Genomic DNA, 21,580 nt, shown 5'->3' with positions numbered 1-21,580 from the left:
CGATACGCCCATTGAGGCCGAAGATGGGTCATCCTGCCGCTTGTGGCTACGGGTTGTCACGCCGCGGCATGAAATGGTCGAGCAAGCCCGTCGGCAGTGGAAACACGACGGTCGAAGAACGTTCGCCCGCGATGTCGTGCAGAGCCGCGAAATAACGAAGCTGCATGGCCTGAGGCTCCTGCGCAAGAATTCGGCCGGCCTCGACGAGCTTTTCGGCAGCCTGCTGCTCGCCCATCGCATTGATCACCTTGGCCCGCCGCAAGCGCTCCGCCTCGGCCTGTTTGGCAATCGCGCGAACCATGGTTTCGTTGATATCGACGTCCTTGATCTCTATGCCGGTGACCTTGATGCCCCAGACGTCAGTCTGCTTGTCGAGGATCTCCTGGATATCCGCGTTCAACCTGTCGCGCTCTGCAAGCATCTCGTCGAGCTCGTGCTTGCCCAGCACTGACCGTAGCGTGGTCTGGGCGAGCTGGCTGGTCGCGGCCATGTAGTCGCCGACCTTGATGATGGCGCGCTCGGGATCGACGATGCGGAAGTAGAGGACGGCATTGACCTTGACGGACACGTTGTCCCGCGAAATCACGTCCTGCGGCGGCACGACCTGCACCATCACCCGCAGATCGACCTTGACGAGTTGCTGCACGATCGGAACGAGGAGGATGAGGCCCGGGCCCTTCACGCCGGTGAACCGGCCAAGCGTAAAGATGACGCCTCGCTCGTATTCACGCAGGATTCGGATAGCCTGGGACAGAAACATGATGACAAGCAGCGCAAGCGCCGCATACGTCATATATTCCAGCATCATGATGTACCTCCCTCGCCCGTTCGGGCTGGTGCGCGCCGTATCAGCAGCGTCAGGTCGATGACGTCAGCGACTTCGACCGTCTCTCCGGGCTTGAAGGTTTCAGCGCCGCGCGCCTGCCAGCGCTCACCATGGGTGAAGACATGACCTTCGTTCCCATTCCAGTCGAGAATCTCGGCGGGCAAGCCTTGCATGGCCTGCACGCCGACCAGTGCAGGAGCACTGCCGACGCGCCGCAGCGAACCAAGCACGAAGAGAGCAAGGCCGGCGAACGCCGCCGCTGTGATGCCGATCACCCACCACGAGAGGTGATAACCGGGCGCCTCGCCCCTGAAAAGCATCAGTGCTCCCAGCACGAAAGCGACGATCCCTCCCAGACCGATCACCACGGTTGGGTTGAATGCTTCGACGGTGAGAAGCACGAGTCCCATCAACATCAAGGCGAGGCCGGCATAATTGATCGGCAGCAAATTGAGTGCATAGAGGCCGATCAGGAGGCAGATCGCGCCGACGACGCCGGGGGCGACGGCACCCGGAGACATGAACTCGAAGATCAGGCCATAGATGCCGATCATCAGGAGAATGAACGCGACGTTCGGGTCAGTGATGACCGCAAGGAAGCGGGATATCCATCCGGGCTCGATGGCTTCGACGACAGCATCCCTTGTCGCCAGTCGTTGCGTCTTGCCGTCTGCAACCTCCACCATGCGGCCATCGAGCTGCCTCAGCAATTCAGCCTGATCGCGCGCGACAAGATCGATGGCATGAGCCTGTAGCGCGCCGTTGGCAGAGAGCGTGGCAGCCTCACGGACCGCCTTCTCCGCCCAGTCCGCATTGCGGCTGCGCAGCTCCGCAAGGCTGCGGATGAAAGCAACCGCATCGTTGGTCGCCTTTGCCGTCATTGCATCCTTCGGCTGATCGCTCTTGTCCTTGCCGTCCTTGTCCGGTGTCCCGCTCGGCAGCCCCGGCAGCGGCCCGCCAATCTGCACCGGCGTCGCGGCACCAATATTGGTGCCTGGCGCCATCGCCGCGATGTGGGTCGCATAAAGGATATAGGTCCCCGCGCTCGCCGCGTGGGCGCCGGAAGGAGCGACGTAACCGACGACAGGGATGGGCGAGGCGAGCACATCCGCAATGATCTCGCGCATGCTGGAATTGAGACCGCCCGGCGTGTTCATTCTGAGAACCACGACCTCGGCACGCTGTTCGCTCGCCTTGGCCAAGGCCTCCTTCACGTAGCTGGCCGCCGCAGGACCGACGGCCCCGTCGATCGAAATGATCAGAGCAACACGGCTCCTCTCATCCGCTGAGCCGGGAAGGAGACAGCAGATCAAAGCCACGACGCCAATCGCCGCAACAAGGGCCGCCTTCATGGTCTGCACGGCACGGGCTCCCTTGCAGAGCATATGGTGTGCGTCTGTCGAACCTCAATGCAGCCTGAGACCAACGCTGCGATTGTGCGACGCAATGCAAATTGCGCCGACAGGGTGGGCAGAGCTCTTGCGCTGCCCATCGCCTCTCACACGCGGCGGACGGAGCGAGCCGTTTGAGGCTGGCGCCAGACGATTCAACCGCATTCGGGCGCCGTCAGCTTTCGTTCTACATCTGACTCCACTTCGTTCTCAAAGAACAAATCAGAGCCGCAAAAATCGGCTCGGACCAATTCCTACTGATTGGTTTATTCGTCCGAATGCCTGGCGCGTGAACGAAGCAAGGCTCAGGCGAACGCACGTGGGAGCGCGAACGCGCGTCTGCTATCTGGAAAGACAATTGAAAGAGCGATGCGTTACCCAAATTCGTCATTGCGAGCACAGCGAAGCAATCCAGAGTCTTTCCGCGGCGGGATTCTGGATTGCTTCGCTGCGCTCGCAATTGTGCAAGTTCACTAATTCGCTGATCGAATGGTTTAGGTCTGGGCCTCGGCAAATTCCTTCGGTGTCTTGCCGCCGAGGGCCTGATGGGGCCTGAAGTTATTGTAGTAGATCACGTACTCGAACAGCTCGTTGGCGAAGTGGTCTAGGTTATCGAAGGTTGCGCCTTCGATGACGTCGTCGTCCAGGGTTCGCCAGAAGCGTTCGACCTTGCCGTTGGTCTGCGGCCGGTAGGGTCTGGTGTAGCGATGCTTGATGCCGAGCTCGATCAGCATGGCCTCGAAGGGATGCTCTTCAGGCGTGTTGCGGGATGCGAACTCCGCGCCGTTGTCGGACAGGATCTCGGCAAACTGGATCCCATAGGTGACGTTGAGCGTGTTGATCATCTTCAAGGTCTTAAACATGACCGGCAGGGCCTTTTTTGAAGTCAGCACCTCGGCCCAGGCCAGGCGCGAGCAACTGTCGACCAGGCTGACGATAAAGGCGGGGCTTGAGGGGGGCGCCAGGAACATGTCGCGGGACAGCTGGTGCAGGTCGACATGGCCGAGCTCGCCGATCTTGTCCTTGATAATACGACGTTTCTCCTCGCGCATCGTCGGGGTGCGGCGGTTGAGCTGATTGCGTTTGAAGACCCGGTAGATGGTCGAGAGCGACGGTACCGTATCTCGCCGTTCGCGCAAGGCAGCGTGGACCTCGTACCGGTTCATGCCGCGCGTTCGGCAAGCAACGATCTCCGCCTCGATGCCTTGCGGCTCGCGGCGCTCGCGCCACTTCGGTCCGCGGCGTTGCGGCAACAGGTCAGCCTCCGCGCCGCTCCGCAGGTAGCGGTTGTAGTACTTCCGGAAGGTCTGCGAGCAGGTGCCGTGGTGCTTGTAGAAGTCTCCCACCCGGCGGAACGTCGCCGACCGCCCGGCCTTCACCTCCTCATACTCGGCGATCAGGAACCGCCACTTCTGAAGATAATTCCGCTCAATCGTCCGGTCGAAGCTGTTGTCGCGCATCGGATCCTCCACGCTGGGAACGGATTCGATCAGCGAATTAGTGAACTTGCACAGCAATGACGACGTGGTGAGAGCGTGCCCGACACCCTCCTCCGCGCCCGACCGCCTACGCCGCCGCCTTCTGCCGCGCCACCAGCGCCTCGCCGAAGGCCTCGAACAGCTTGCGGTTGATGGGATTGCGCTGCGGGTCGTATTCGGCGTGCCATTGCACGCCGAGCGCGAAGGTTCGCGCTTCCGCGATGCGGATCGCCTCGATGGTGCCGTCCTCGGCAATGCCCTCGATCAGCACGCGTCGGCCGGGCTCCAGGATACCCTGACCATGCAGCGAGTTGACCCTGATCTTCTCGCAGCCGAGCAACTGCGCGAACGCCCCGCCGGGCGTGAGGTCGACGTCATGGCGGTCGGCGAACACCACGGTCGGATCGGGATGGATCTCGCCGTTCTCGAGCCTGGGCATGCGGTGGTTCATGCGGCCGGGGATTTCGCGGATCTCGGGATGCAGCGAACCGCCAAAGGCGACGTTCATTTCCTGGAGGCCCCGGCAGATGCCGAACAACGGGATGCCGCGGGCAACGCAGGCAAGCGAAAGCGCCAGCGCGACCTCGTCGCGGTGGATGTCGTAGGGTTCGTGCTTCTCGCAGGGATCGACGTTGAAACGGGTCGGGTGCACGTTGGCCCGAGCGCCGGTGAGGATGACGCCGTCGACGGTATCGAGCAGCGCCGCGATATCGGTAATGTCGGGCGAGCCCGCGAACATCACCGGCAAGCCGCCGCAGACCTCGGCTACGGCGCGCAAGTTTCGCTCGCCGACCATCTGGACCTGAAATCGATTTTCGACGCGATGGGCGTTCCCGATCACGCCGACGACCGGCTTTCTCATCTCCCGTTCCGACCTCCCGCGTAAGAAGATTCTCCAAAGATGCCCTTGGGATGGAACAAATTCAACAGAAGGGATCGCGGGACGGCAATGCTATTTTCGCGCAAATGCCTCCCGGGCCTCCATCCCGCCCCCGACGGGCAGGCCGGCGGCCTTCAGCGCGGTGGCTGCTGCCTCGCCCGGCGCGGCCAGCCAGGGCAGTTTGGCCTCGATCCCGCGCGTCACGGGCTCCCCGAGCGCGCCGCCGAAATCGATCGGCCAGAACCCGTTGGGCACCACCTCGGCACTGAGGCCGCGAATGGCGTAGCCGTTGCCCAGGATTGCTTCTGCATGGTCACTGGCGACAAGCTGCGCGGTCTTGGGATCCTTGGGATCGCCAAAGCTCACGAGCACGGGGATCAGCTCCCCCTGCACCGGCACAATGCCGGTCTGCCGGCTGATGTCGTTGAACGAGACGCGGTTGCCGCGCGCGGCGCCATAGGCGCGGAGCGCCACATAGTTGATGTCGTCGAGGTCGAGCTTGGCGCCCTGCTGATGCGCCAGCAACGCCACCAGGTTCTTGCCTTTGCCTCGGTCTTGGCCGAGGTCGACGAACACGGCCTCCCCACGCATCGTGGTGCGGCCGCCGCGGTTATAGTTGCGGTCGGGCACGACGGCGAGAATGCCGGACGCAGTCCTGATCCCGTCGGGCGTCGTCACCTCGACTGTGAGACGATATTTGTGGCCGGGCCGGTTGATCCGGATCTGGTCGCCGATCACGAGCACGGCCAGAAGCCCGAGCAAGCCGGCCCATTTGCTGATGAAACTCAAGCGTCCCCCACCTGTTCTTTCCTCATCGCTCTGCACCGTTCGCGCGGCAGCGTCAAACCAGCGCGTTGACGCGGACTTGATCGGAAGCGCGTTTGCCGAAAGAGTGCCCCGCCCGCAGCCGCCGAAAAGGATATGACGTGACCATTCCAGCAGACCAACGCCCCCGGACCCGTGCCGACCACGCATGGGCGATTGCCGTCGGCGGCATTGGCGTCGTGCTGTTCACGGCAATGCTGGTCTTCACCTGGTATTTTGCCGCCACCCTGCTCCTGATCTTCACCGGCATGCTGCTCGGCCTCGGCCTCAACGCGCTGACGGGCGCACTCGGTCGCCGTGTGCACCTGCCGCATCCGGTCCGGCTCGCGATCGTCTGCATCGCGCTCGCCGTGATGCTTGCGGGCGTCGCCTATCTCGGCGGCGCCACCATCGCCGAGCAGGCTTCGCTGTTGAGCAAGACCATCAAGTCGCAGATCACCAATGTCCGGAGCTTCCTCGAGAACCACGGCATCGACACCAGCTTCTTCGATCTCGGCAATGCGGCATCCGACACATCGACCGATGCGCCCGCGAACCCGACGCCCTCGCCGGGAGCGGCCTCGCGCGGTTCATTGCCCAACGCCGGCGCCCTCGCCTCCAGCGGCGGAGCGATCGTGAGCCAGACCTTCAAGCTGCTGCTTGGCACCGTCCACGGTGTCGGAAACATTTTTATCGTGCTGTTCCTGGGTCTCGCTTTCGCCGCCCAGCCCAGCGTCTATCACGACGGCCTCTTGTTCCTCGCACCGGTCAGACATCGCACCCGCGTCACGCTCATCATCGACCGCATCAGCGAGACGCTGGAGCGCTGGCTGATCGCGCAGATTACGGTCATGATCGCGGTCGGCGCGGTGACCTGGATCGGCCTAGCCGTCATCGGTATCCCCGGCGCCTTCATCCTGGGAATCCAGGCGGGACTGCTCGCCTTCATCCCGACCGTCGGCGCCATCATCGCCGGCGTCGTCGTGGTGCTGGCGAGCCTTGCCTCGGGCTGGATCCCGGCACTATCGGCCTTTCTCCTCTTCATGGGCGTCCACGCGATGGAGAGCTACGTGTTGACGCCGCTGCTCCAGCGTCAGGCGCTGGACATTCCGCCGGCCACGCTGTTCGCGTTCCAGATCCTGCTCGGCGTCGTGTTCGGAATCTGGGGCCTCGCGCTAGCGCTGCCACTGGTCGCCATCGCCAAGGTCATGATCGACCATTTCAAGACGTATGAGGCACCGTCCCTCGCGGAAGCGGCCTGAGCCCGCTCAGGTCGTCAGCACGGTCTCGGTGTGCTCGACCTCCGGGGGCGAGGCAAAATACTGGCCGACGAGGCCGCGCCATTCGGTGAAATTCTCCGAGCCGCGGAAATCGACGGTGTGGTTCTCCAGCGTCGCCCACTTCACCATCAGCCGGTAGCGCTGCGGCTTCTCGATCGACTTGTGCAGCTCGAAGCCATGAAAACCCTTGGAACGGCCAAAGGCGGCCTTGGCCTTGGCGACAGAGGCCTCAAAGTCCTTCTCGCTGCCCGGCTTGACGTCGATTTGCGCGATCTCGGTGATCATCGGTTTCCACCCTTTTTGTTCGATGGGCGTGTCTACCGCAGCTGGCGCGAAAGAAAAAGGCGCCGAAACGGCGCCTGGACGGCTGGAAAATGCAGGTCTCTTAGACCCAAATCTCTCAAACGAGCAGCAGAACGGTGCCGGCCACGATGAACGCACAACCGGCGAACAGCACGAACGGCCAGTAGCTGCGGCCCTGGGCGTATCGTCCTTGCGCACGGCGCTCGGTGATCAGCGCGCTCTCGTACTCATCGGCGGTCGAGAACAGGCAGGCGAAACCGCCGCGTGCCGAGGCCGCAGCGGCTTCGAGTGACATCAGGGCGGCTTGCGGGGTCTGTCGACGGATCGATTCCATGACCACGATGGTAGGGATCGAATGGTAAACAGAAGATTACCGCGAAACCTCCCTGCCTCAGGCCGTGGCGGGACGCGCCTGCGGCGCACCGGGCCGCGCGGCGCTCTGGCGGCGCCAGTTCTCCAGCGACAGCGGCAGCTCCTCGGCCGCCTCGACGCGGTTACGGCCGCCGCGCTTGGCCTGGTAGAGCGCGGTGTCGGCCGAAGCCAGCAACACCTCGAGCTCGGTGCCGGCCGGACCGCCGGCGACGCCGATGCTCACGGTGGTATCGACCGGGCCCTCGTCCACCACGACGCCGGAGGTCTCGAACGCCTCGCGCACGCGCTCGGCGACCAATACGCCCTCCTCCAGCGAGCACGGCAGGAGCGCGGCGAATTCCTCGCCGCCAATGCGGCCCGACATGTCGGTGATGCGCAGATTGCTGACGACGACCGTGGAGAACAGCTTGAGCATCTCGTCGCCGGCGGGATGACCGAACCGATCGTTGATCGACTTGAAGTGGTCGATGTCGAAGATCATCACAGTCACGGGCCGCCCGGCTTTCGCCTCGCGCTCGATCACGCGCGAGCAGGCTTCGGAGAAACCGCGCCGGTTGAGCATGCCGGTCAGGGGATCGGTCGACGCGGCGGTCCGGTGCGCGGTCACCGTGCGCTCGGACACCAGCATGAAGATCACGAACACGGTGCCGACGGCATAGAGCACGAGCTCAACGGCGAATACGGTGACCCAGATGCTCGACGAGAAACCCGCATCGTGCGGGCGCAGGAAGCTGCCGAGCACGATCGGCAGCATCAACACGCAGCCGTGCATCACCGGCACCACGAAGGCCGGCCAGCGTCGTTGCAGGCTCTTGCGCCGTTCGGTCCAAAGCTCACTGGCGGTCAGCGCCGCATAGACCGAGACGATGCCGGCGCCGATGATCATGCGCAGCATGGAAGCCTCAGCGTCGAGCAGCGAGACGGCAGCGACCCAGGTGAGCGCACCGAGCACGAGGCCTGGCCAGTTCGGCTTGCGGCCGTGGAAGACGCGCGCCGCATTCCACACCATACCGCAGGCAACGAAGCCGACGGCATTCAGCGCCAGATAGAGGTACGGCCCCAGCCTGTCGCCGGTCGCAGTCCATAGCGCGACGGAGGCGGCACCGAGGAGATAGGCGGTGCCCCACCATTTCAGCGCAGGACTGTTCTCCTGCCTGCCGAAAAACACCATCATGGCGCCGAGCAGTGCGGCGACCATGGTGGCAACCAAATAGAGCGTGATGCTATCGAGCGACGTCATGTCGGCCCCCTCTAGAACATAGCAGTTACGCGATCGGCCCAGCCGACTTGCGCGCCCTTCCGAATGCGACGCTATGTCCCGCGGGTTCCATTCAGGTTGTTGCGCGAGGCCAAGTTTTCGGGAAACACGCCATCAATTTGCGTACAAACGAACAACAAAAAGGGCGCTGAAAACAGCGCCCTTTTGCATCTCATTGAAGCCGCTTTCGCGGCGAATGCGACCGAAGCGATTAACGCTTCGAGAACTGGAAGGACCGGCGGGCCTTGGCCTTGCCGTACTTCTTGCGCTCGACCACGCGCGAGTCGCGGGTGAGGAAGCCGCCCTTCTTGAGCACGCTGCGCAGCTCCGGCTCGAAATAGGTGAGCGCCTTGGAGATGCCGTGACGGACCGCGCCGGCCTGGCCGGACAGACCGCCGCCGGCGACGGTGCAGATCACGTCGTACTGGCCGGAACGCGCGGCCACGGAGAACGGCTGCTCGATCATCATGCGGAGCACGGGACGGGCGAAATAGACCTCGACCTCGCGCGAGTTGACGGTGACCTTGCCGGCGCCCGGCTTGATCCAGACGCGGGCGACCGCGTCCTTGCGCTTGCCGGTGGCATAGGCGCGGTTGAACTTGTCGACCTTCTTCTCGTGCTTGGGCGCGTCGGGCGCCGCCGCCGTCTTGAGCTGCGAGAGCTGGTCGAGCGACTGGATGGATTCGGCCATGTTATGCGGCCCTCGTGTTCTTGCGGTTCAACTTGGCGATGTCGATCTTCTCGGGCGTCTGGGCCTCGTGCGGATGATCGGCGCCGCCATAGACGCGGAGGTTGCCCATCTGCACGCGACCGAGCGGGCCACGCGGGATCATGCGCTCGACGGCCTTCTCGAGCACGCGCTCCGGATGCTTGCCCTCGAGGATCTGGCGCGCGGTGCGCTCCTTGACGTGGCCGACGTAACCGGTGTGCTTGTAGTAGGTCTTCTGCTCGCGCTTGCGACCGGTGAGGACCGCATGCTGCGCGTTGATGATGATGACGTTGTCGCCGCAATCAACGTGCGGGGTGTAGGTCGGGAGGTGCTTGCCGCGCAGGCGCATGGCAACGATGGTGGCGAGACGGCCGACGACCAGACCCTTGGCGTCGATCAGCACCCACTTCTTCGTCACCTCAGCCGGCTTTGCCGAAAAGGTTTTCATGTCAGAGTTTCCGTGGACGGGGAGCATCGGCGCGAACACCGCACCGGACTGCGCGGTTTTCTAGAGAAGAGAGGCGCAGCGGTCAATGCCCAACGACGTAATTTATGGCAGCAATATCAATATCTTAAAATTAAGGTATTAGAGTACCCGAAAAATGCTCAAGCATTTGGAATGGAATAGGTAGAGGTGACATGGGCGATCGGATCGGGCGACGTGCCGGACAAGAGCTTCACCTCCCCGACCGCCAGCCGCTTGCCGAGCTTTAGCAGCCGGGCCTCCGCCAGCACGTCCTGACCCGGCTGGCCCTTGCGCAGGAAGTTGATGTTGAGATTGGTGGTGACCGCGAGCCCGATCGGCCCGATCGCCGACAAGAGCACCACGTACATCGCGAAATCGGCAAGCGCCATCAGCGTCGGGCCGGACACGGTTCCGCCCGGCCGCAGCATCCTTTCGCTGTAGCGCTGGCGCAAAAGGCAGGTCTGGCCGTCCGCGCTTTCGATCGTGATGTCGTCGCCGCTGAAGGCCTGGGGAAACTCGTTGCGGAGAAACTGTTCGAGCTCCGCTACGCTCATTTTCGCTAACGCCATGCTGTTCCCCACCCTCGCTTCACGTCTCCTGTTACATTAAGTTATCTGCGTCATCCAAATGCAATAATCCAACCGGAACGCTTCGATGTCCGCCCAGGCCGCTCGCGCCCCCTCCCCGCAACCGCCGATCCTGCTGCGCGAGACCGTCGGCAGCATCGCGGTCCTGACCCTCAATCGCCCGGCAGCCCGCAACAGCCTGTCGGAGGCGATGATCGCAAGCCTGCATGCCGAGTTCGATGCGATCAGGGACGACAAGGCGGTCCGCGGCGTGGTGATCGCGGCCAATGGTCCCGCCTTCTCGGCTGGCCACGACATGAAGGAGCTGACCGCGCGCCGCGCCGACCCCGATCGCGGCCGTGCCTTCTTCGCGGAGATGATGACCGCCTGCAGCGCGATGATGCAGGCGATCGTGCTGCTGCCAAAGCCCGTGGTCGCATCCGTCCAGGGCGTTGCGACCGCGGCCGGCTGCCAGATCGTGGCCAGCTGCGATCTCGCGATCGCCTCGGAGGCGGCAAGCTTCGCCACGCCCGGCGTCGACATCGGCCTGTTCTGCTCGACCCCGATGGTGGCGCTGACGCGCAACGTGCCACGCAAGCAGGCGATGGAGATGCTGCTGACCGGCGAGCCGATCCCGGCCGCGCGCGCCCGCGAGATTGGGCTCATCAATCACGTCGTCTCCGCCGGGACCGAGCGCGACGCCGCGATTGCGCTGGCAGAAAAGGTCGCGCTGAAATCCGCCTACACGGTCAAGCTCGGCAAGGAGGCGTTCTATCGCCAGGCCGAGATGAGCCTTGCGGATGCCTATCGCTATGCGGCAGAGGTGATGACCGAGAACATGATGGCACGCGACGCCGAGGAAGGCATCGGCGCGTTCATCGAAAAGCGCACGCCGACCTGGCGGGATGAGTAGAATCGTCATTGCGAGCGAAGCGAAGCAATCCAGAATCCCTCCGCGGAAACAGACTGGATTGCTTCGTCGCTTCACTCCTCGCAATGACAAGGAAAAAGAACGACAAATGAACCACGACGCCTATCCCGACAATTATATCCGCGGCATTCTCAACAGCGTGAAGTCGATCGCGATGGTCGGCGCCTCGCCCGTCAACGTGCGGCCGAGCTATTTTGCGTTCAAATATCTGGCGCAGCGCGGCTACGACATGATCCCGGTCAATCCCGGTCATGTCGGCAAGGAGCTTCTCGGAAAGCCCTTCGTCGCCTCGCTCTCCGACATAGGTCGTCCGATCGACATGATCGACATTTTTCGCAATTCGAGCCACATCATGCCCGTCGTCGAAGAGGCGCTGACGCTTGATCCACTTCCAAAAGTGATCTGGATGCAGCTTGGCGCACGCGACGACGACGCAGCGGCGAAAGCCGAATCGGTCGGCATCAAGGTGGTGATGAACCGCTGTCCCAAGATCGAATACGGCCGCCTGTCGTCCGAGATCTCCTGGATGGGCGTGAATTCGCGCACGCTCAGTTCCAAGCGGGCGCCGGCGCCGACGCAAGGCATGCGTCTATCCCTCAATCGGATGAGTGTCGGCGGTGGTGACACCGCAGCGTCCGATCGCGCCGCCAAAAACAAGACCGAGCAAAGCTGACGCGATCGCGAAGGATTCGTTTCGCGAACGCGACAATGCGTAGCACGATCGTTTCGATGTGAAGCGGCGGCTTGACGGCGGGCACCGCGCCGATCAGCATGCCGCGCGATTTCAGACCAAGAGAACAGGACGCCTCAATGAGCGATCGCCTTCCGGGATTTTCCACGCTCGCCGTGCATGCCGGTGCACAGCCCGACCCCACCACCGGCGCGCGCGCAACTCCGATTTATCAAACGACGTCTTTCGTCTTCAACGACGCCGACCACGCCGCCTCGCTGTTCGGTTTGCAGGCGTTCGGCAACATCTATACTCGCATCGGCAATCCCACCAACGCGGTGCTGGAAGAGCGCGTTGCCGCGCTCGAAGGCGGCACCGCCGCACTTGCCGTCGCCTCGGGCCACGCCGCTCAGGTCGTGATATTGCAGCAACTGCTCCAGCCCGGCGACGAGTTCATCGCCGCACGAAAGCTCTATGGTGGCTCGATCAACCAGTTCACGCACGCGTTCAAGAGCTTTGGCTGGAACGTGGTGTGGGCCGATCCCGACGATATCGCGAGCTTCGAACGCGCGGTGACGCCGCGCACGAAGGCGATCTTCATCGAGTCCATCGCCAATCCCGCCGGCAGCATCACCGACATCGAGGCGATCTCGACGGTGGCGCGCAAGGCGGGCGTGCCGCTGATCGTCGACAACACGCTGGCCTCGCCCTATCTGATCCGCCCGATCGACCACGGCGCCGACATCGTCGTGCACTCGCTGACGAAATTCCTGGGCGGTCACGGCAACTCGCTCGGCGGCATCATCGTCGACGCCGGCACCTTCGACTGGTCCACGGGCGGCAAATATCCGATGCTCTCGGAGCCACGGCCTGAATATCACGGCATCCGCCTCCAGGAGACCTTTGGCAATTTCGCCTTCGCAATCGCCTGTCGCGTGCTGGGCTTGCGCGACCTCGGGCCGGCCCTGTCGCCGTTCAACGCCTTCATGATCCTGACCGGCATCGAGACATTGCCGCTTCGCATGCAGAAGCACTGCGAAAACGCCAAGGCAGTCGCCGAATTCCTCGCGGGACATCCGGCGGTGGCCTCGGTGAGCTACGCGGGTCTTCCGAGCGACAAGTACAATCAGCTCGCGCGCAAATATGCGCCGAGGGGCGCGGGCGCCGTGTTCACCTTCAGCCTCAAGGGCGGCTATGACGCGGGCGTCAGCCTGGTGTCGAAACTGCAGCTGTTCTCGCATCTGGCGAACGTCGGCGACACCCGCTCGCTGGTCATCCACCCGGCCTCGACCACGCACAGCCAGCTCGACGACGCCGCCAAGGTCAAGTCCGGCGCCGGCCCCGACGTGGTGCGGCTCTCGATCGGCATCGAGGACAAGGAAGATCTGATCGCCGACCTGGAGCAGGCACTGAGCGCGTAAGCCTCTGAGTCATTCCGGGGCGCGCGTAGCGCGAACCCGGAATCTCGACATTGTCTGATCATCTCTGGATTCCGGGTTCGGTCCTTCGGACCGCCCCGGAATGACAGCGGCGCTGTTTTAGCGACCGCCCGTTAACAGTCATTAACCATATCGACCGCATACATCGTCTTTGGATCGCCCCTTTGATTCGGAGCCGAGGATGCAGCGCTGGATGGTACCCGCCCTTGCGGCAATGCTGACTATCTCCGGCGCCCTCGCCGCCGACCTGCCGGCCACGCCGAGGCGGCGGGCCGCCGCTCCGCCGCCCGAGCCGCCGAAAGTCTGGGTCGAAACTGACCCGGACGCACTGATCTCGCCGGCTTATGGCGTCGGCAGCTACATCCGCAATCTGCCGGGTACGCCGCTGCTGCCCGGCTCGCACACGCTGCCGGGCTATTACGGCCGCCCTTGGGACTACGATTATCAAGGCGCATACTACGGCGGACCGCAGGTCGATTATTACTGGCGACTGCCCTACGCCTGCGGCGTTTACGGCTACTGCTGATCAGCGATCATCCGGCCTGACCAACCGGAACCGCGCGCGGCTGCGCTTGAACGGATTGCCGCGAGGCCAGACGCTCCACCTGCATCACCGCAAGCGTCAACACCAGGATCGCGACCGCCTGATGCGCGAGCGCGAGATCGATCGGAACCTGGTTGAGCAGCGTGAGGATGCCGAGCACCGCCTGCAGGCTCACCGCCGCGAACAGCCACAGCGCGCCGCTCGCAGCTGAAGCTGCGCGCGAGCGCACCGCATCGATGGCGTGCAGCGCCGCCAGCGCGAACAGCAGGTAGGCGGTCATGCGGTGCTCGAACTGCACCGTCAGCACGTTGTCGAACATGTTGCGCCACCACGGCGTCTCGAACCACAGCCGCTCGGCCGAGGGAATGAACGCGCCGTCGATCTGCGGCCAGGTGTTGTAGGCCCGCCCGGCGCGCAGGCCGGCGACCAGCGCGCCGAAATAGATCTGCACGAACGTCACGACGAGGAGCAGCGCGCTCGTGAACCGGAGCCGTGCCGATGCTGCGATCTGCGGCCGTTCCCTAAGCCGCCGCACCGTCCAGACGATGCCGGCAAAGATCAGAAGCGCGAGCACCAGATGCGTCGCCAGCCGATATTGCGACACCTCGACGCGTTCCGTCAGGCCTGAGGCCACCATCCACCAGCCGACCGCACCTTGAAGCCCGCCTAGCGCAAACAGCAACCACAGCCGCCGCTTCAACTCACCGGAGAGACCGCCGCGCCACAGGAAGAACAGGAATGGCAGCAGATAGGCGACGCCGATGAAACGGCCGAGCAGCCGGTGGCTCCATTCCCACCAGAAGATCTGTTTGAACTCGGACAGGCTCATGCCCGCATTGAGCTCGCGATATTGCGGGATCTTCTTGTAGGCCTCGAACGCCTCGGTCCACTGCGTCTCGGTGAGCGGCGGCACGCTGCCCGTGACCGGCTTCCATTCGACGATCGAGAGGCCGGATTCCGTCAACCGCGTCGCGCCGCCGACCAGCACCATCAGTGCGATCAGCGCAGCCACGGCGATCAGCCACACGCGCACGGCGCGATGCGGTTCGGACGGGGCGGAAATCGTCGTCATTCGGGCAAAAACCAGGACTTGAACAAGGAGGCTTGAACCGGACTGCGCGCCCCTTATAGTCCCCCGCTCCCGCAGCGCAAGTTATGCGAAAGCCGCAGCATTCCGCCATGACGATCCGCACCCGCAAGTTCCTCGGCGCCATCCTGCTCCTGGTGCTGGCCACGGTCTGGGCCCTGCTCGGCATGGCGGCCGCGCAGATGCCGTGGATTGCCGAGTCCGGTTGGCGGCAGGCGATCTACTACGTGGTGGTCGGCATGGGCTGGGTGCTGCCGGCGATGCCGATCGTGAGCTGGATGCAGCGTCCCGACCGCGCCAAGTCCGGTTCATAGCGTCCGGTTCGTAGCATCTAGTTGGTGACGCTGCGCGTCGGTTTCACCGGCGCGAAAGCGACGCCCGACACCAGCACGCGCAGCATGCGCATCGAACGCACCCGCCCGTCCCAGGAAATCCGCGGCAGCGCGCGCAGATTGGTGCGCCCTTCGGCATCCACGATGCCCGGGATCGTCGACACGGCGCTGGCAAAACCGGCCTCCTCCGCCATCACGACATGGCTGCGCCGGAACGAGGCACGATCACCGAACGGAAAGGCGAGATGGCGGATCTCGCGCCCGAAGGCCGCTTCCGCAACGGCCTTGCCCATCGTCATCTCGCGCAGCGCGGCTGCGTCCTTCATATTGGCGAGAACGGGGTAATTCACGGTCGCACTGCCAATCGTCACCAGCGGATCGGCGGCGAGCTTCGCGAGGTCCTCCCAATTCATCGAGGTTTCGCGCGAGAGTGCGGCGAGGTCGACCCGGTAGCGCGTGCAGAGATCGGCGATCGCCGCCGACAGATCCGCCGGCGGCAGCGAGCGCAACCAGTTCTCGAGATACGAAAACAGCGCCCGCTTCCCGGCATTGTCGGTGACGGTGAAACGCTGCTCCCTCTCCCCCATCATAAGGCTGATGCGGCCCTCGCGCGCGATTACCCGTTCGAGCCCCAGCCACCAGGCTTCGCCGACGCCATCGGGAAAGGCGGTCGGCACATAGATCGTGAAAGGTACGGCATGGCGCGCCAGCACCGGATAGGCGAAGTTGATGAGATCCTTAGGCGCGCCATCGAAGGTCAGCGCCACGAAGCGCCGCTTCTCCGGCATCGTCACCGCGCGGCGGCAGACCTCGTCCATGCCGAGGAAATCATACTTCCAGCCCTGCAGCGCGCGAATGGCGCGGTCGAGAAACTGCGGCGTGATCTCGTGCTGGCCCAGCGGCTGAAAGGCGCCGCGCCGCTGCGGTCGCACATGCGTAAAGCGCAGGATGGCGCCGGCACCACGGCTGCGCAGCGCGGCCTGACCGCTGAACCAGGTCAGCTCAAGCCGCAGCCGCTCCAGCCATCTGTCGTCGGATGCCAAGGTCCCACCTTCGCGCTCGCCGGCGCCTGTTCCCTCTCCTATTGTCATTACCCTTTGTTGACATTTCTTTGCAAAGGTCGGCCACGGGCCGACATACGCATATTTTGATTTCTCGACAGGTTTCGCGATGACCATGGCTGCGGCGATGCAAAGCCGGACGGCAGAGGCGCCAGCGCGGTCGACAGCGAGCCGCATCGCCCATGTCGATATCGTCACCGATCTCGGCGAGGCCGAGGCGGCCTGGCGCGCCTTCGAGGAGAGCGGCCACCTCTTCACGCCCTACCAGCGCTTCGATCTGCTCGGTCCCTGGCAGCAGCTGGTCGGCGCCTGCGAAGATGCCCGCCCCTTCATCGTGATCGCCCGCGACGCCGAGCACCGGCCACTCCTGCTGCTGCCGTTGTCACTGCGGCAAGGCCATGGCGTGCGCACGGCCTGTTTCATGGGCGGCAAGCACACGACCTTCAACATGGGCTTGTGGAACGCCGAATTCGCGGCACAGGCCGTTCTCGCGGATCTCGATGTGCTGCTTGAGCCGCTGCGCGAGCATGTCGACGTCTTGTCGCTGACGCAGCAGCCCATGGGCTGGCATGACCAGCAGAACCCGTTTGCGCTGCTGCCGCGACAGGGCTCGATCAACGGCTGCCCGGTGCTGGCGATGGAGCCGGACGGCCCGCCCGCATCGCGGATCAGCAATTCCTTCCGTCGCCGCCTCAAGAGCAAGGAGAAGAAGCTCCAGGCCCTCGCCGGCTACCGCTACCATCTTGCGAGCGCGGATGCGGACATTGTGCGCCTGCTCGACTGGTTCTTCCGCGTCAAGCCGGCCCGCATGGCCGAACAGAAGCTGCCGAACGTCTTCGCCGACCCCGGCGTCGAACAGTTCATCCGCAGCGCCTGCCTGTCCCGGCGCGGAGACGGACGCGTGATCGACATCCACGCGCTCGAATGCGACGAGGAAGTGATCGCGATCTTCGCCGGCGTCGCCGACGGTCAGCGCTTCTCGATGATGTTCAACACTTACACGATGTCCGAGCACGCCCGCTACAGCCCGGGCCTGATCCTGATGCGCTACATCATCGACTGCTGCGCCGAGCACGGCTATCGCTCGCTCGACCTCGGCATCGGCTCGGACGACTACAAGCGGATGTTCTGCAAGAACGACGAAGACATTTTTGACAGCTTCGTACCACTGACCTCGCGCGGCAAGCTCGCGGCGATGGCAATGTCCTCGCTGAGCCGCGGCAAGCGGCTGGTGAAGCAGAACCAGATGCTGTTCGACCTGGCGCGCAGGCTGCGGCAGGCGTTCGGGTAAAATCAATCCGCTAGCAAGATATCCTTCCCTTCTCCTCTTGCAGGAGATGAGCGGTGGCTATCTATCCTCGAACTCAAATGCCGTAGGGTGGGCAAAGCGAAGCGTGCCCACCGCGTCAGACGCAATCATTGAAAGGTGGTGGGCACGGCGCAACTGCGCCTTTGCCCACCCTACGATTCCGAACTCGGGGAGAGAACCCTCACGCACGGGGAGAGGGCAAGATCAAGCCGCTACGACGCGCGGCGTCTCCATTGCATCCGTCGGCTGCACCGGCTTGTTCAGCATCGTCACGTCGCTGAATCCGACCGCCCTCAGCTGCTCGCACATCAGCGTGCGCGCATCCGGCGCCATCGCTGCATCGGGCACCACGACGGCGCGGGCATGCGCCGTCAGCAGTTCCGCCGGGAGGTCGGATGCGCTGCCGGCATCCAGCAGCACGTGGTCGTAGGCCCGAAGCAGTGCATCGATCGCGAGTGTCACCCGCGGCGATTGCAAGAGGCTGCGGTCGAAGCCGGGACGGCCGGCCATGACCAGATGCAGTCGCGACAGCTTGTCCCGGGTGATGACCTGCGCGAACGACGCCTCGCCCTGCATCAGCTCGGCAAGGCCTGGCGCGGACGCGTCGACGGACACAGCGGCAATGGTCGGCGAGGACGCGGCGAGATCGACCACGACGACGCGTGCGTCACGCGCGAGATGCCGCGCCAGCGTCAGCACCGACAGCGTGATGGATTCGCCGGCCGCGGTGCCGAGCACCGTGACCTTCTTCGCCGCCGCGCCTGCCCGGCGCAGGCTGTCGGCCAACTGCTCGATCTCGGTGAATTCGGTGATGTCGGTTTCGGCCGTCATCGCCGGCTGAAGCGGCGGCTCCGGCTCGTCCACGACCGGATGGATGATCTGCGCTGCCACCGGCTCGGACACTGGCTCAACCATCACTTCGCGGCGCACCGGCGCCCGTGACGGCAGGACCGCAGCAACTGCGCGCGGCGCGGTCTGGCGAAGCAGCTCGCCGGTGACGACGACGCCGGACGACAGCAGCAGCGTCGCGATGGTCGCGATCAGTACGATCGGCAGCTTCTTCGGATAGGCCGGCGTGTTCGAGACGATGGCGCGCGAGATGATGCGTCCGTCCGTCGGCGCGGTGTCGATGGTCTCGCGGGTGTTGGCCTCGCGGTACTTGGCGAGATAAGTCTCGAGCAGGTCGCGCTGCGCCTTGGCCTCGCGCTCCAGCGCGCGGAGCTGCACGTCCTGGCCGTTGGTGGAGGCCGCCTGCTTCTTGAGCTGCTCGAGGCTCGCCGACAATTCCTGGACGCGCCCGCCGGCGACCCGCGCATCGTTTTCCAGCGAACGGGCGATCTTGGCAGCCTCGTCGCGGATTTGATTATCGAGGTCAGCGAGCTGTGCTTTCAATTCCTTGATGCGCGGATGATTGCCGAGCAACGTCGAGGATTGCTCGGCCAACTGAGCCCGCAACGCTACGCGCTGCTGGGAGGGCGTGCGCATCGATTCCGAATTCAGGACCTCGGAGGCCTCAATCGGCTTGCCGCTCTGGAGCATCTCGCGGAGCAGGCGCGCCTTCGCCTCGGCATCGGCCTTCAGCGCCCGCGCATTGTTGAGCTGGGTGTTGACCTCGCCCATCTGCTGGTTCGACAACGTGGTGTTGTTTGTGCCGACGAACAGGCTCGACTTCGAGCGAAAATCCTCGACCCGCGCCTCGGCGTCGGAGACCTTCTTGCGCAAACTCTCGATCTCGCCCGCAAGCCACTGGCTGGCGTTCTTGGCCTGCTCCTGACGCGCGCTCTGCTGGAGCACGAGATAGCCGTCGGCGATCGAGTTGGCGACGCGTGCGGCCAGCTCGGGATCGGCGGACTGGAATTCGACGACGATGACGCGCGACTTGTCGACGGCATAGGCCTGGAGGCGCTCGTAGTAGGCATCCAGCACACGCTCTTCCGGCGTCATCGAGAACGGATCGCGGCCGATGCCGACCAGAGCCGCCAGCGACTTCAGCGGCGAGATGCCGCGCAACACCGGATCGAATTCGGGCCGCTCCGCAAGCTTGTTCTTCTTGATGATCTCGCGCGCGAGATCGCGTGACAGCACGAGCTGCACCTGGCTGGTGACGGCCTCGGCGTCGAGCGCCTGCCGCTCCTCGGTGCGGTCGCTGTTCGGACGCAGGAACACGTTCTCGCGGCCGTCGATCAGGATGCGGGCTTCGGACTTGTAGCGCGGCGTGACGAGATTCACGATAGCGATGGATCCGACGAGTGCCAGCACCGTCGGCACGATGATCCAGCTGCGCTTGCGCGCCAATGCCGCGCCGAGCGCATGCAGGTCGATGTCGCCGGATTCGACTTGGGCCGCCTTCGCGACAACGGGCGCAGGCTTCGCTTCGATCTTGGCTTCAATCTTGGCTTCGATCTTGGGCGCGACTTCGGATTTGGTCTTCGAGACAGCCCGCTCGATCACCGCCTTGTCCTTGCCGGCACGCCAGAACGCTAAACGCATCGAACACTCCCGCAGGGCAACGCTGCGACTCTACCTCAACCGCGGCGATTACACTCCATTAAGGTTGCCGCTGGGTTAATCGCGACGTCCGGCGATCGGCGCACACGCGCTCGTCACCGTTTGTTAACCACGAGGCCCCCTTAATCCCTCTCGATTATTTCGTGAGAATTGTTCGGTATTCGCCGCCAAAGCGCTGGTTTTGATCATGCCCCCCTCTCCCGACCGGCCGCTTCGAATCCTGCACGCGGTGCGCGCGCCCGTTGGCGGCATCTTCCGCCATATCCTCGACGTCGCCAATGGCCAAGTCGACCGCGGCCATCATGTCGGCATCCTCGCCGACAGCCTCACCGGCGGCGAGCGGGCCGACAAGGCGCTTGCCGAGCTCGCCCCGCGGCTGAAGCTCGGCGTGCACCGGCTCGCGATCCGCCGCGAACCGTCGCCCGACGACGTCCTGGTGTGGCTTCGCATGCGGCGCCTGATCGCCGCGCTCAAGCCCGACGTCATGCACGGCCACGGCGCCAAGGCCGGCGCCTTCATCCGCATGCGGCGGCGCTCGGACGACACCATCCGCATCTACACCCCGCATGGCGGCTCGCTGCACTATCCCCTCAATACCTTCAAGGGCGAATTCTATGCGCGGCTCGAGCGCACGCTGATGGACGCGACCGACCTGTTCCTGTTCGAGAGCGCCTTTGCCCGCGACACCTATCAACGCATCGTAGGCACGCCGAAGGGCGTCGTGCATTGCGTCTTCAATGGCGTCACGCCGGAGGAGTTCGAGCCCGTCGTGATCGCCGACGATGCCACCGATCTCGCCTATGTCGGCGAGTTCCGGCACATCAAGGGGGCGGATCTGCTGGTCGATGCCGTGGCGCGCCTGCACGAGGGCGGCAAGAAGGTCACGCTGACGCTCGGCGGCGACGGCGAAGAAACCGCGGCGCTGAAGGCGCAGGTCGAAAGACTCGGCCTCGCCGACGCGATCCGCTTCATCGGACACGTCAAGGCACGGAACGGCTTCTCCAAGGGGCGACTGCTGGTCGTCCCCTCGCGCGGCGATTCCATGCCCTATGTGGTGATCGAGGCGGGCGCAGCCGGCATTCCCATGATCGCGTCCCGCATCGGCGGCATTCCCGAGATCTTCGGGCCGGAAAGTCCGGCCCTGTTCGCGCCGAGCAACGCCGAGGCCATGGCCGAGGCGATCGCGGCGGCACTCGATGATCCCAAGGCAACGGCGCAGCGCGCGGTGTCCTTACGCGAGCGCATCTCGGCGCATTTCTCGCAACAGGCGATGGTCGACGGCGTGATCGCCGGCTATCGCGACGCATTTACCAACCATTAACCATCCTTAAGCCCGCTTTAGAAAATCTTCCGATTTGTTCGATAA

22 protein-coding genes are annotated in these 21,580 nt (G+C 64.2%); 8 read left to right on the top strand and 14 right to left on the bottom strand.

What is annotated here, in order from left to right; translation table 11 throughout:
- Window positions 1–46 precede the first annotated feature (46 nt).
- The 5 genes from NLM27_RS11045 to NLM27_RS11025 all read right to left on the bottom strand — a co-directional run bounded on the left by NLM27_RS11045 (window position 47) and on the right by NLM27_RS11025 (window position 5,364).
- A complete protein-coding gene (locus tag NLM27_RS11045) occupies window positions 47–808 on the bottom strand; it encodes a slipin family protein (RefSeq protein ID WP_254143328.1) in 762 nt (253 codons plus the stop codon).
- Window positions 805–2,187 (bottom strand): nodulation protein NfeD, encoded by a 1,383-nt coding sequence (locus NLM27_RS11040; protein WP_254143327.1) that lies wholly within the window; start codon window positions 2,185–2,187, stop codon window positions 805–807. The genes NLM27_RS11045 and NLM27_RS11040 overlap by 4 nt, the downstream gene beginning before the upstream one ends.
- A 524-nt stretch (window positions 2,188–2,711) precedes the next feature.
- Window positions 2,712–3,677 (bottom strand): integrase core domain-containing protein, encoded by a 966-nt coding sequence (locus tag NLM27_RS11035; protein ID WP_254142329.1) that lies wholly within the window; start codon window positions 3,675–3,677, stop codon window positions 2,712–2,714.
- A 106-nt stretch (window positions 3,678–3,783) separates the two neighbouring features.
- Complete coding sequence (locus tag NLM27_RS11030; RefSeq protein WP_254143326.1) at window positions 3,784–4,557, bottom strand: gamma-glutamyl-gamma-aminobutyrate hydrolase family protein; 774 nt, start codon at window positions 4,555–4,557, stop codon at window positions 3,784–3,786.
- Between the two features lie 90 nt (window positions 4,558–4,647).
- Window positions 4,648–5,364, bottom strand: a complete 717-nt coding sequence (locus NLM27_RS11025; RefSeq protein ID WP_254143325.1) for a hypothetical protein — start codon at window positions 5,362–5,364, stop codon at window positions 4,648–4,650.
- Window positions 5,365–5,501: 137 nt separating this feature from the next.
- Between NLM27_RS11025 and NLM27_RS11020 the strand changes: the two genes are divergently transcribed.
- Window positions 5,502–6,641, top strand: coding sequence for an AI-2E family transporter (locus NLM27_RS11020; RefSeq protein ID WP_254143324.1), 1,140 nt, complete (start codon window positions 5,502–5,504; stop codon window positions 6,639–6,641).
- 6 nt (window positions 6,642–6,647) lie between these two features.
- On the opposite strand, the gene NLM27_RS11015 is transcribed toward NLM27_RS11020, so the two are convergent.
- The 6 genes from NLM27_RS11015 to NLM27_RS10990 form a co-directional block, all read right to left on the bottom strand.
- Window positions 6,648–6,944, bottom strand: a complete 297-nt coding sequence (locus NLM27_RS11015) for an antibiotic biosynthesis monooxygenase (protein WP_254143323.1) — start codon at window positions 6,942–6,944, stop codon at window positions 6,648–6,650.
- Between the two features lie 115 nt (window positions 6,945–7,059).
- Window positions 7,060–7,296, bottom strand: coding sequence for a hypothetical protein (locus tag NLM27_RS11010; RefSeq protein WP_254143322.1), 237 nt, complete (start codon window positions 7,294–7,296; stop codon window positions 7,060–7,062).
- A gap of 57 nt (window positions 7,297–7,353) precedes the next feature.
- Window positions 7,354–8,574: a GGDEF domain-containing protein gene (locus NLM27_RS11005; protein WP_254143321.1), complete on the bottom strand. Its 1,221-nt coding sequence runs from the start codon at window positions 8,572–8,574 to the stop codon at window positions 7,354–7,356.
- A 229-nt stretch (window positions 8,575–8,803) separates the two neighbouring features.
- Window positions 8,804–9,283, bottom strand: a complete 480-nt coding sequence (rpsI, locus tag NLM27_RS11000) for a 30S ribosomal protein S9 (protein ID WP_008547917.1) — start codon at window positions 9,281–9,283, stop codon at window positions 8,804–8,806.
- A 1-nt stretch (window position 9,284) separates the two neighbouring features.
- Entirely contained in the window at window positions 9,285–9,749 is a 465-nt protein-coding gene (rplM, locus tag NLM27_RS10995; RefSeq protein ID WP_008137961.1) for a 50S ribosomal protein L13, read from the bottom strand.
- A 158-nt stretch (window positions 9,750–9,907) separates the two neighbouring features.
- Window positions 9,908–10,336 carry a PaaI family thioesterase gene (locus NLM27_RS10990; RefSeq protein WP_254143320.1) on the bottom strand — a complete coding sequence of 143 codons (429 nt, stop codon included), beginning with the start codon at window positions 10,334–10,336 and terminating at the stop codon, window positions 9,908–9,910.
- Between the two features lie 85 nt (window positions 10,337–10,421).
- On the opposite strand from NLM27_RS10990, the gene NLM27_RS10985 reads away from it, so the two are divergent.
- The 4 genes from NLM27_RS10985 to NLM27_RS10970 all read left to right on the top strand — a co-directional run bounded on the left by NLM27_RS10985 (window position 10,422) and on the right by NLM27_RS10970 (window position 13,899).
- Entirely contained in the window at window positions 10,422–11,246 is an 825-nt protein-coding gene (locus NLM27_RS10985; protein WP_254143319.1) for an enoyl-CoA hydratase, read from the top strand.
- 106 nt (window positions 11,247–11,352) lie between these two features.
- Window positions 11,353–11,937, top strand: a complete 585-nt coding sequence (locus NLM27_RS10980; RefSeq protein ID WP_254143318.1) for a CoA-binding protein — start codon at window positions 11,353–11,355, stop codon at window positions 11,935–11,937.
- Window positions 11,938–12,074: 137 nt separating this feature from the next.
- Window positions 12,075–13,355, top strand: coding sequence for an O-acetylhomoserine aminocarboxypropyltransferase (locus NLM27_RS10975; protein WP_254143317.1), 1,281 nt, complete (start codon window positions 12,075–12,077; stop codon window positions 13,353–13,355).
- 199 nt (window positions 13,356–13,554) lie between these two features.
- Window positions 13,555–13,899 (top strand): hypothetical protein, encoded by a 345-nt coding sequence (locus NLM27_RS10970; protein ID WP_254143316.1) that lies wholly within the window; start codon window positions 13,555–13,557, stop codon window positions 13,897–13,899.
- 7 nt (window positions 13,900–13,906) lie between these two features.
- On the opposite strand, the gene NLM27_RS10965 is transcribed toward NLM27_RS10970, so the two are convergent.
- Window positions 13,907–14,989: a COX15/CtaA family protein gene (locus tag NLM27_RS10965; RefSeq protein WP_254143315.1), complete on the bottom strand. Its 1,083-nt coding sequence runs from the start codon at window positions 14,987–14,989 to the stop codon at window positions 13,907–13,909.
- Window positions 14,990–15,096: 107 nt separating this feature from the next.
- On the opposite strand from NLM27_RS10965, the gene NLM27_RS10960 reads away from it, so the two are divergent.
- Window positions 15,097–15,318 carry a DUF2842 domain-containing protein gene (locus tag NLM27_RS10960; RefSeq protein WP_212232464.1) on the top strand — a complete coding sequence of 74 codons (222 nt, stop codon included), beginning with the start codon at window positions 15,097–15,099 and terminating at the stop codon, window positions 15,316–15,318.
- Window positions 15,319–15,335: 17 nt separating this feature from the next.
- Here the strand turns inward: NLM27_RS10960 and NLM27_RS10955 are convergent, their stop codons facing one another.
- A complete protein-coding gene (locus NLM27_RS10955) occupies window positions 15,336–16,379 on the bottom strand; it encodes a polysaccharide deacetylase family protein (protein ID WP_254143314.1) in 1,044 nt (347 codons plus the stop codon).
- Between the two features lie 127 nt (window positions 16,380–16,506).
- Here NLM27_RS10955 and NLM27_RS10950 point away from each other — a divergent pair, with 127 nt between their 5' ends.
- The gene (locus tag NLM27_RS10950) at window positions 16,507–17,688 is read left to right on the top strand and encodes a GNAT family N-acetyltransferase (protein WP_254143313.1); all 1,182 of its coding nucleotides are present in this window, start codon (window positions 16,507–16,509) and stop codon (window positions 17,686–17,688) included.
- A gap of 222 nt (window positions 17,689–17,910) precedes the next feature.
- Here NLM27_RS10950 and NLM27_RS10945 read toward each other — a convergent pair whose 3' ends face one another.
- The gene (locus NLM27_RS10945; protein ID WP_254143312.1) at window positions 17,911–20,196 is read right to left on the bottom strand and encodes an exopolysaccharide transport family protein; all 2,286 of its coding nucleotides are present in this window, start codon (window positions 20,194–20,196) and stop codon (window positions 17,911–17,913) included.
- Between the two features lie 205 nt (window positions 20,197–20,401).
- Between NLM27_RS10945 and NLM27_RS10940 the strand changes: the two genes are divergently transcribed.
- Window positions 20,402–21,535, top strand: coding sequence for a glycosyltransferase family 4 protein (locus NLM27_RS10940; protein ID WP_254143311.1), 1,134 nt, complete (start codon window positions 20,402–20,404; stop codon window positions 21,533–21,535).
- The last annotated feature ends 45 nt before the right edge of the window (window positions 21,536–21,580 follow it).

The sequence above is a fragment of the Bradyrhizobium sp. CCGB12 genome, assembly GCF_024199845.1.
GTDB lineage: Bacteria > Pseudomonadota > Alphaproteobacteria > Rhizobiales > Xanthobacteraceae > Bradyrhizobium.
Note: the sequence above shows the minus strand (reverse complement) of the source record. Positions and strands in the feature narration are given on the sequence as shown.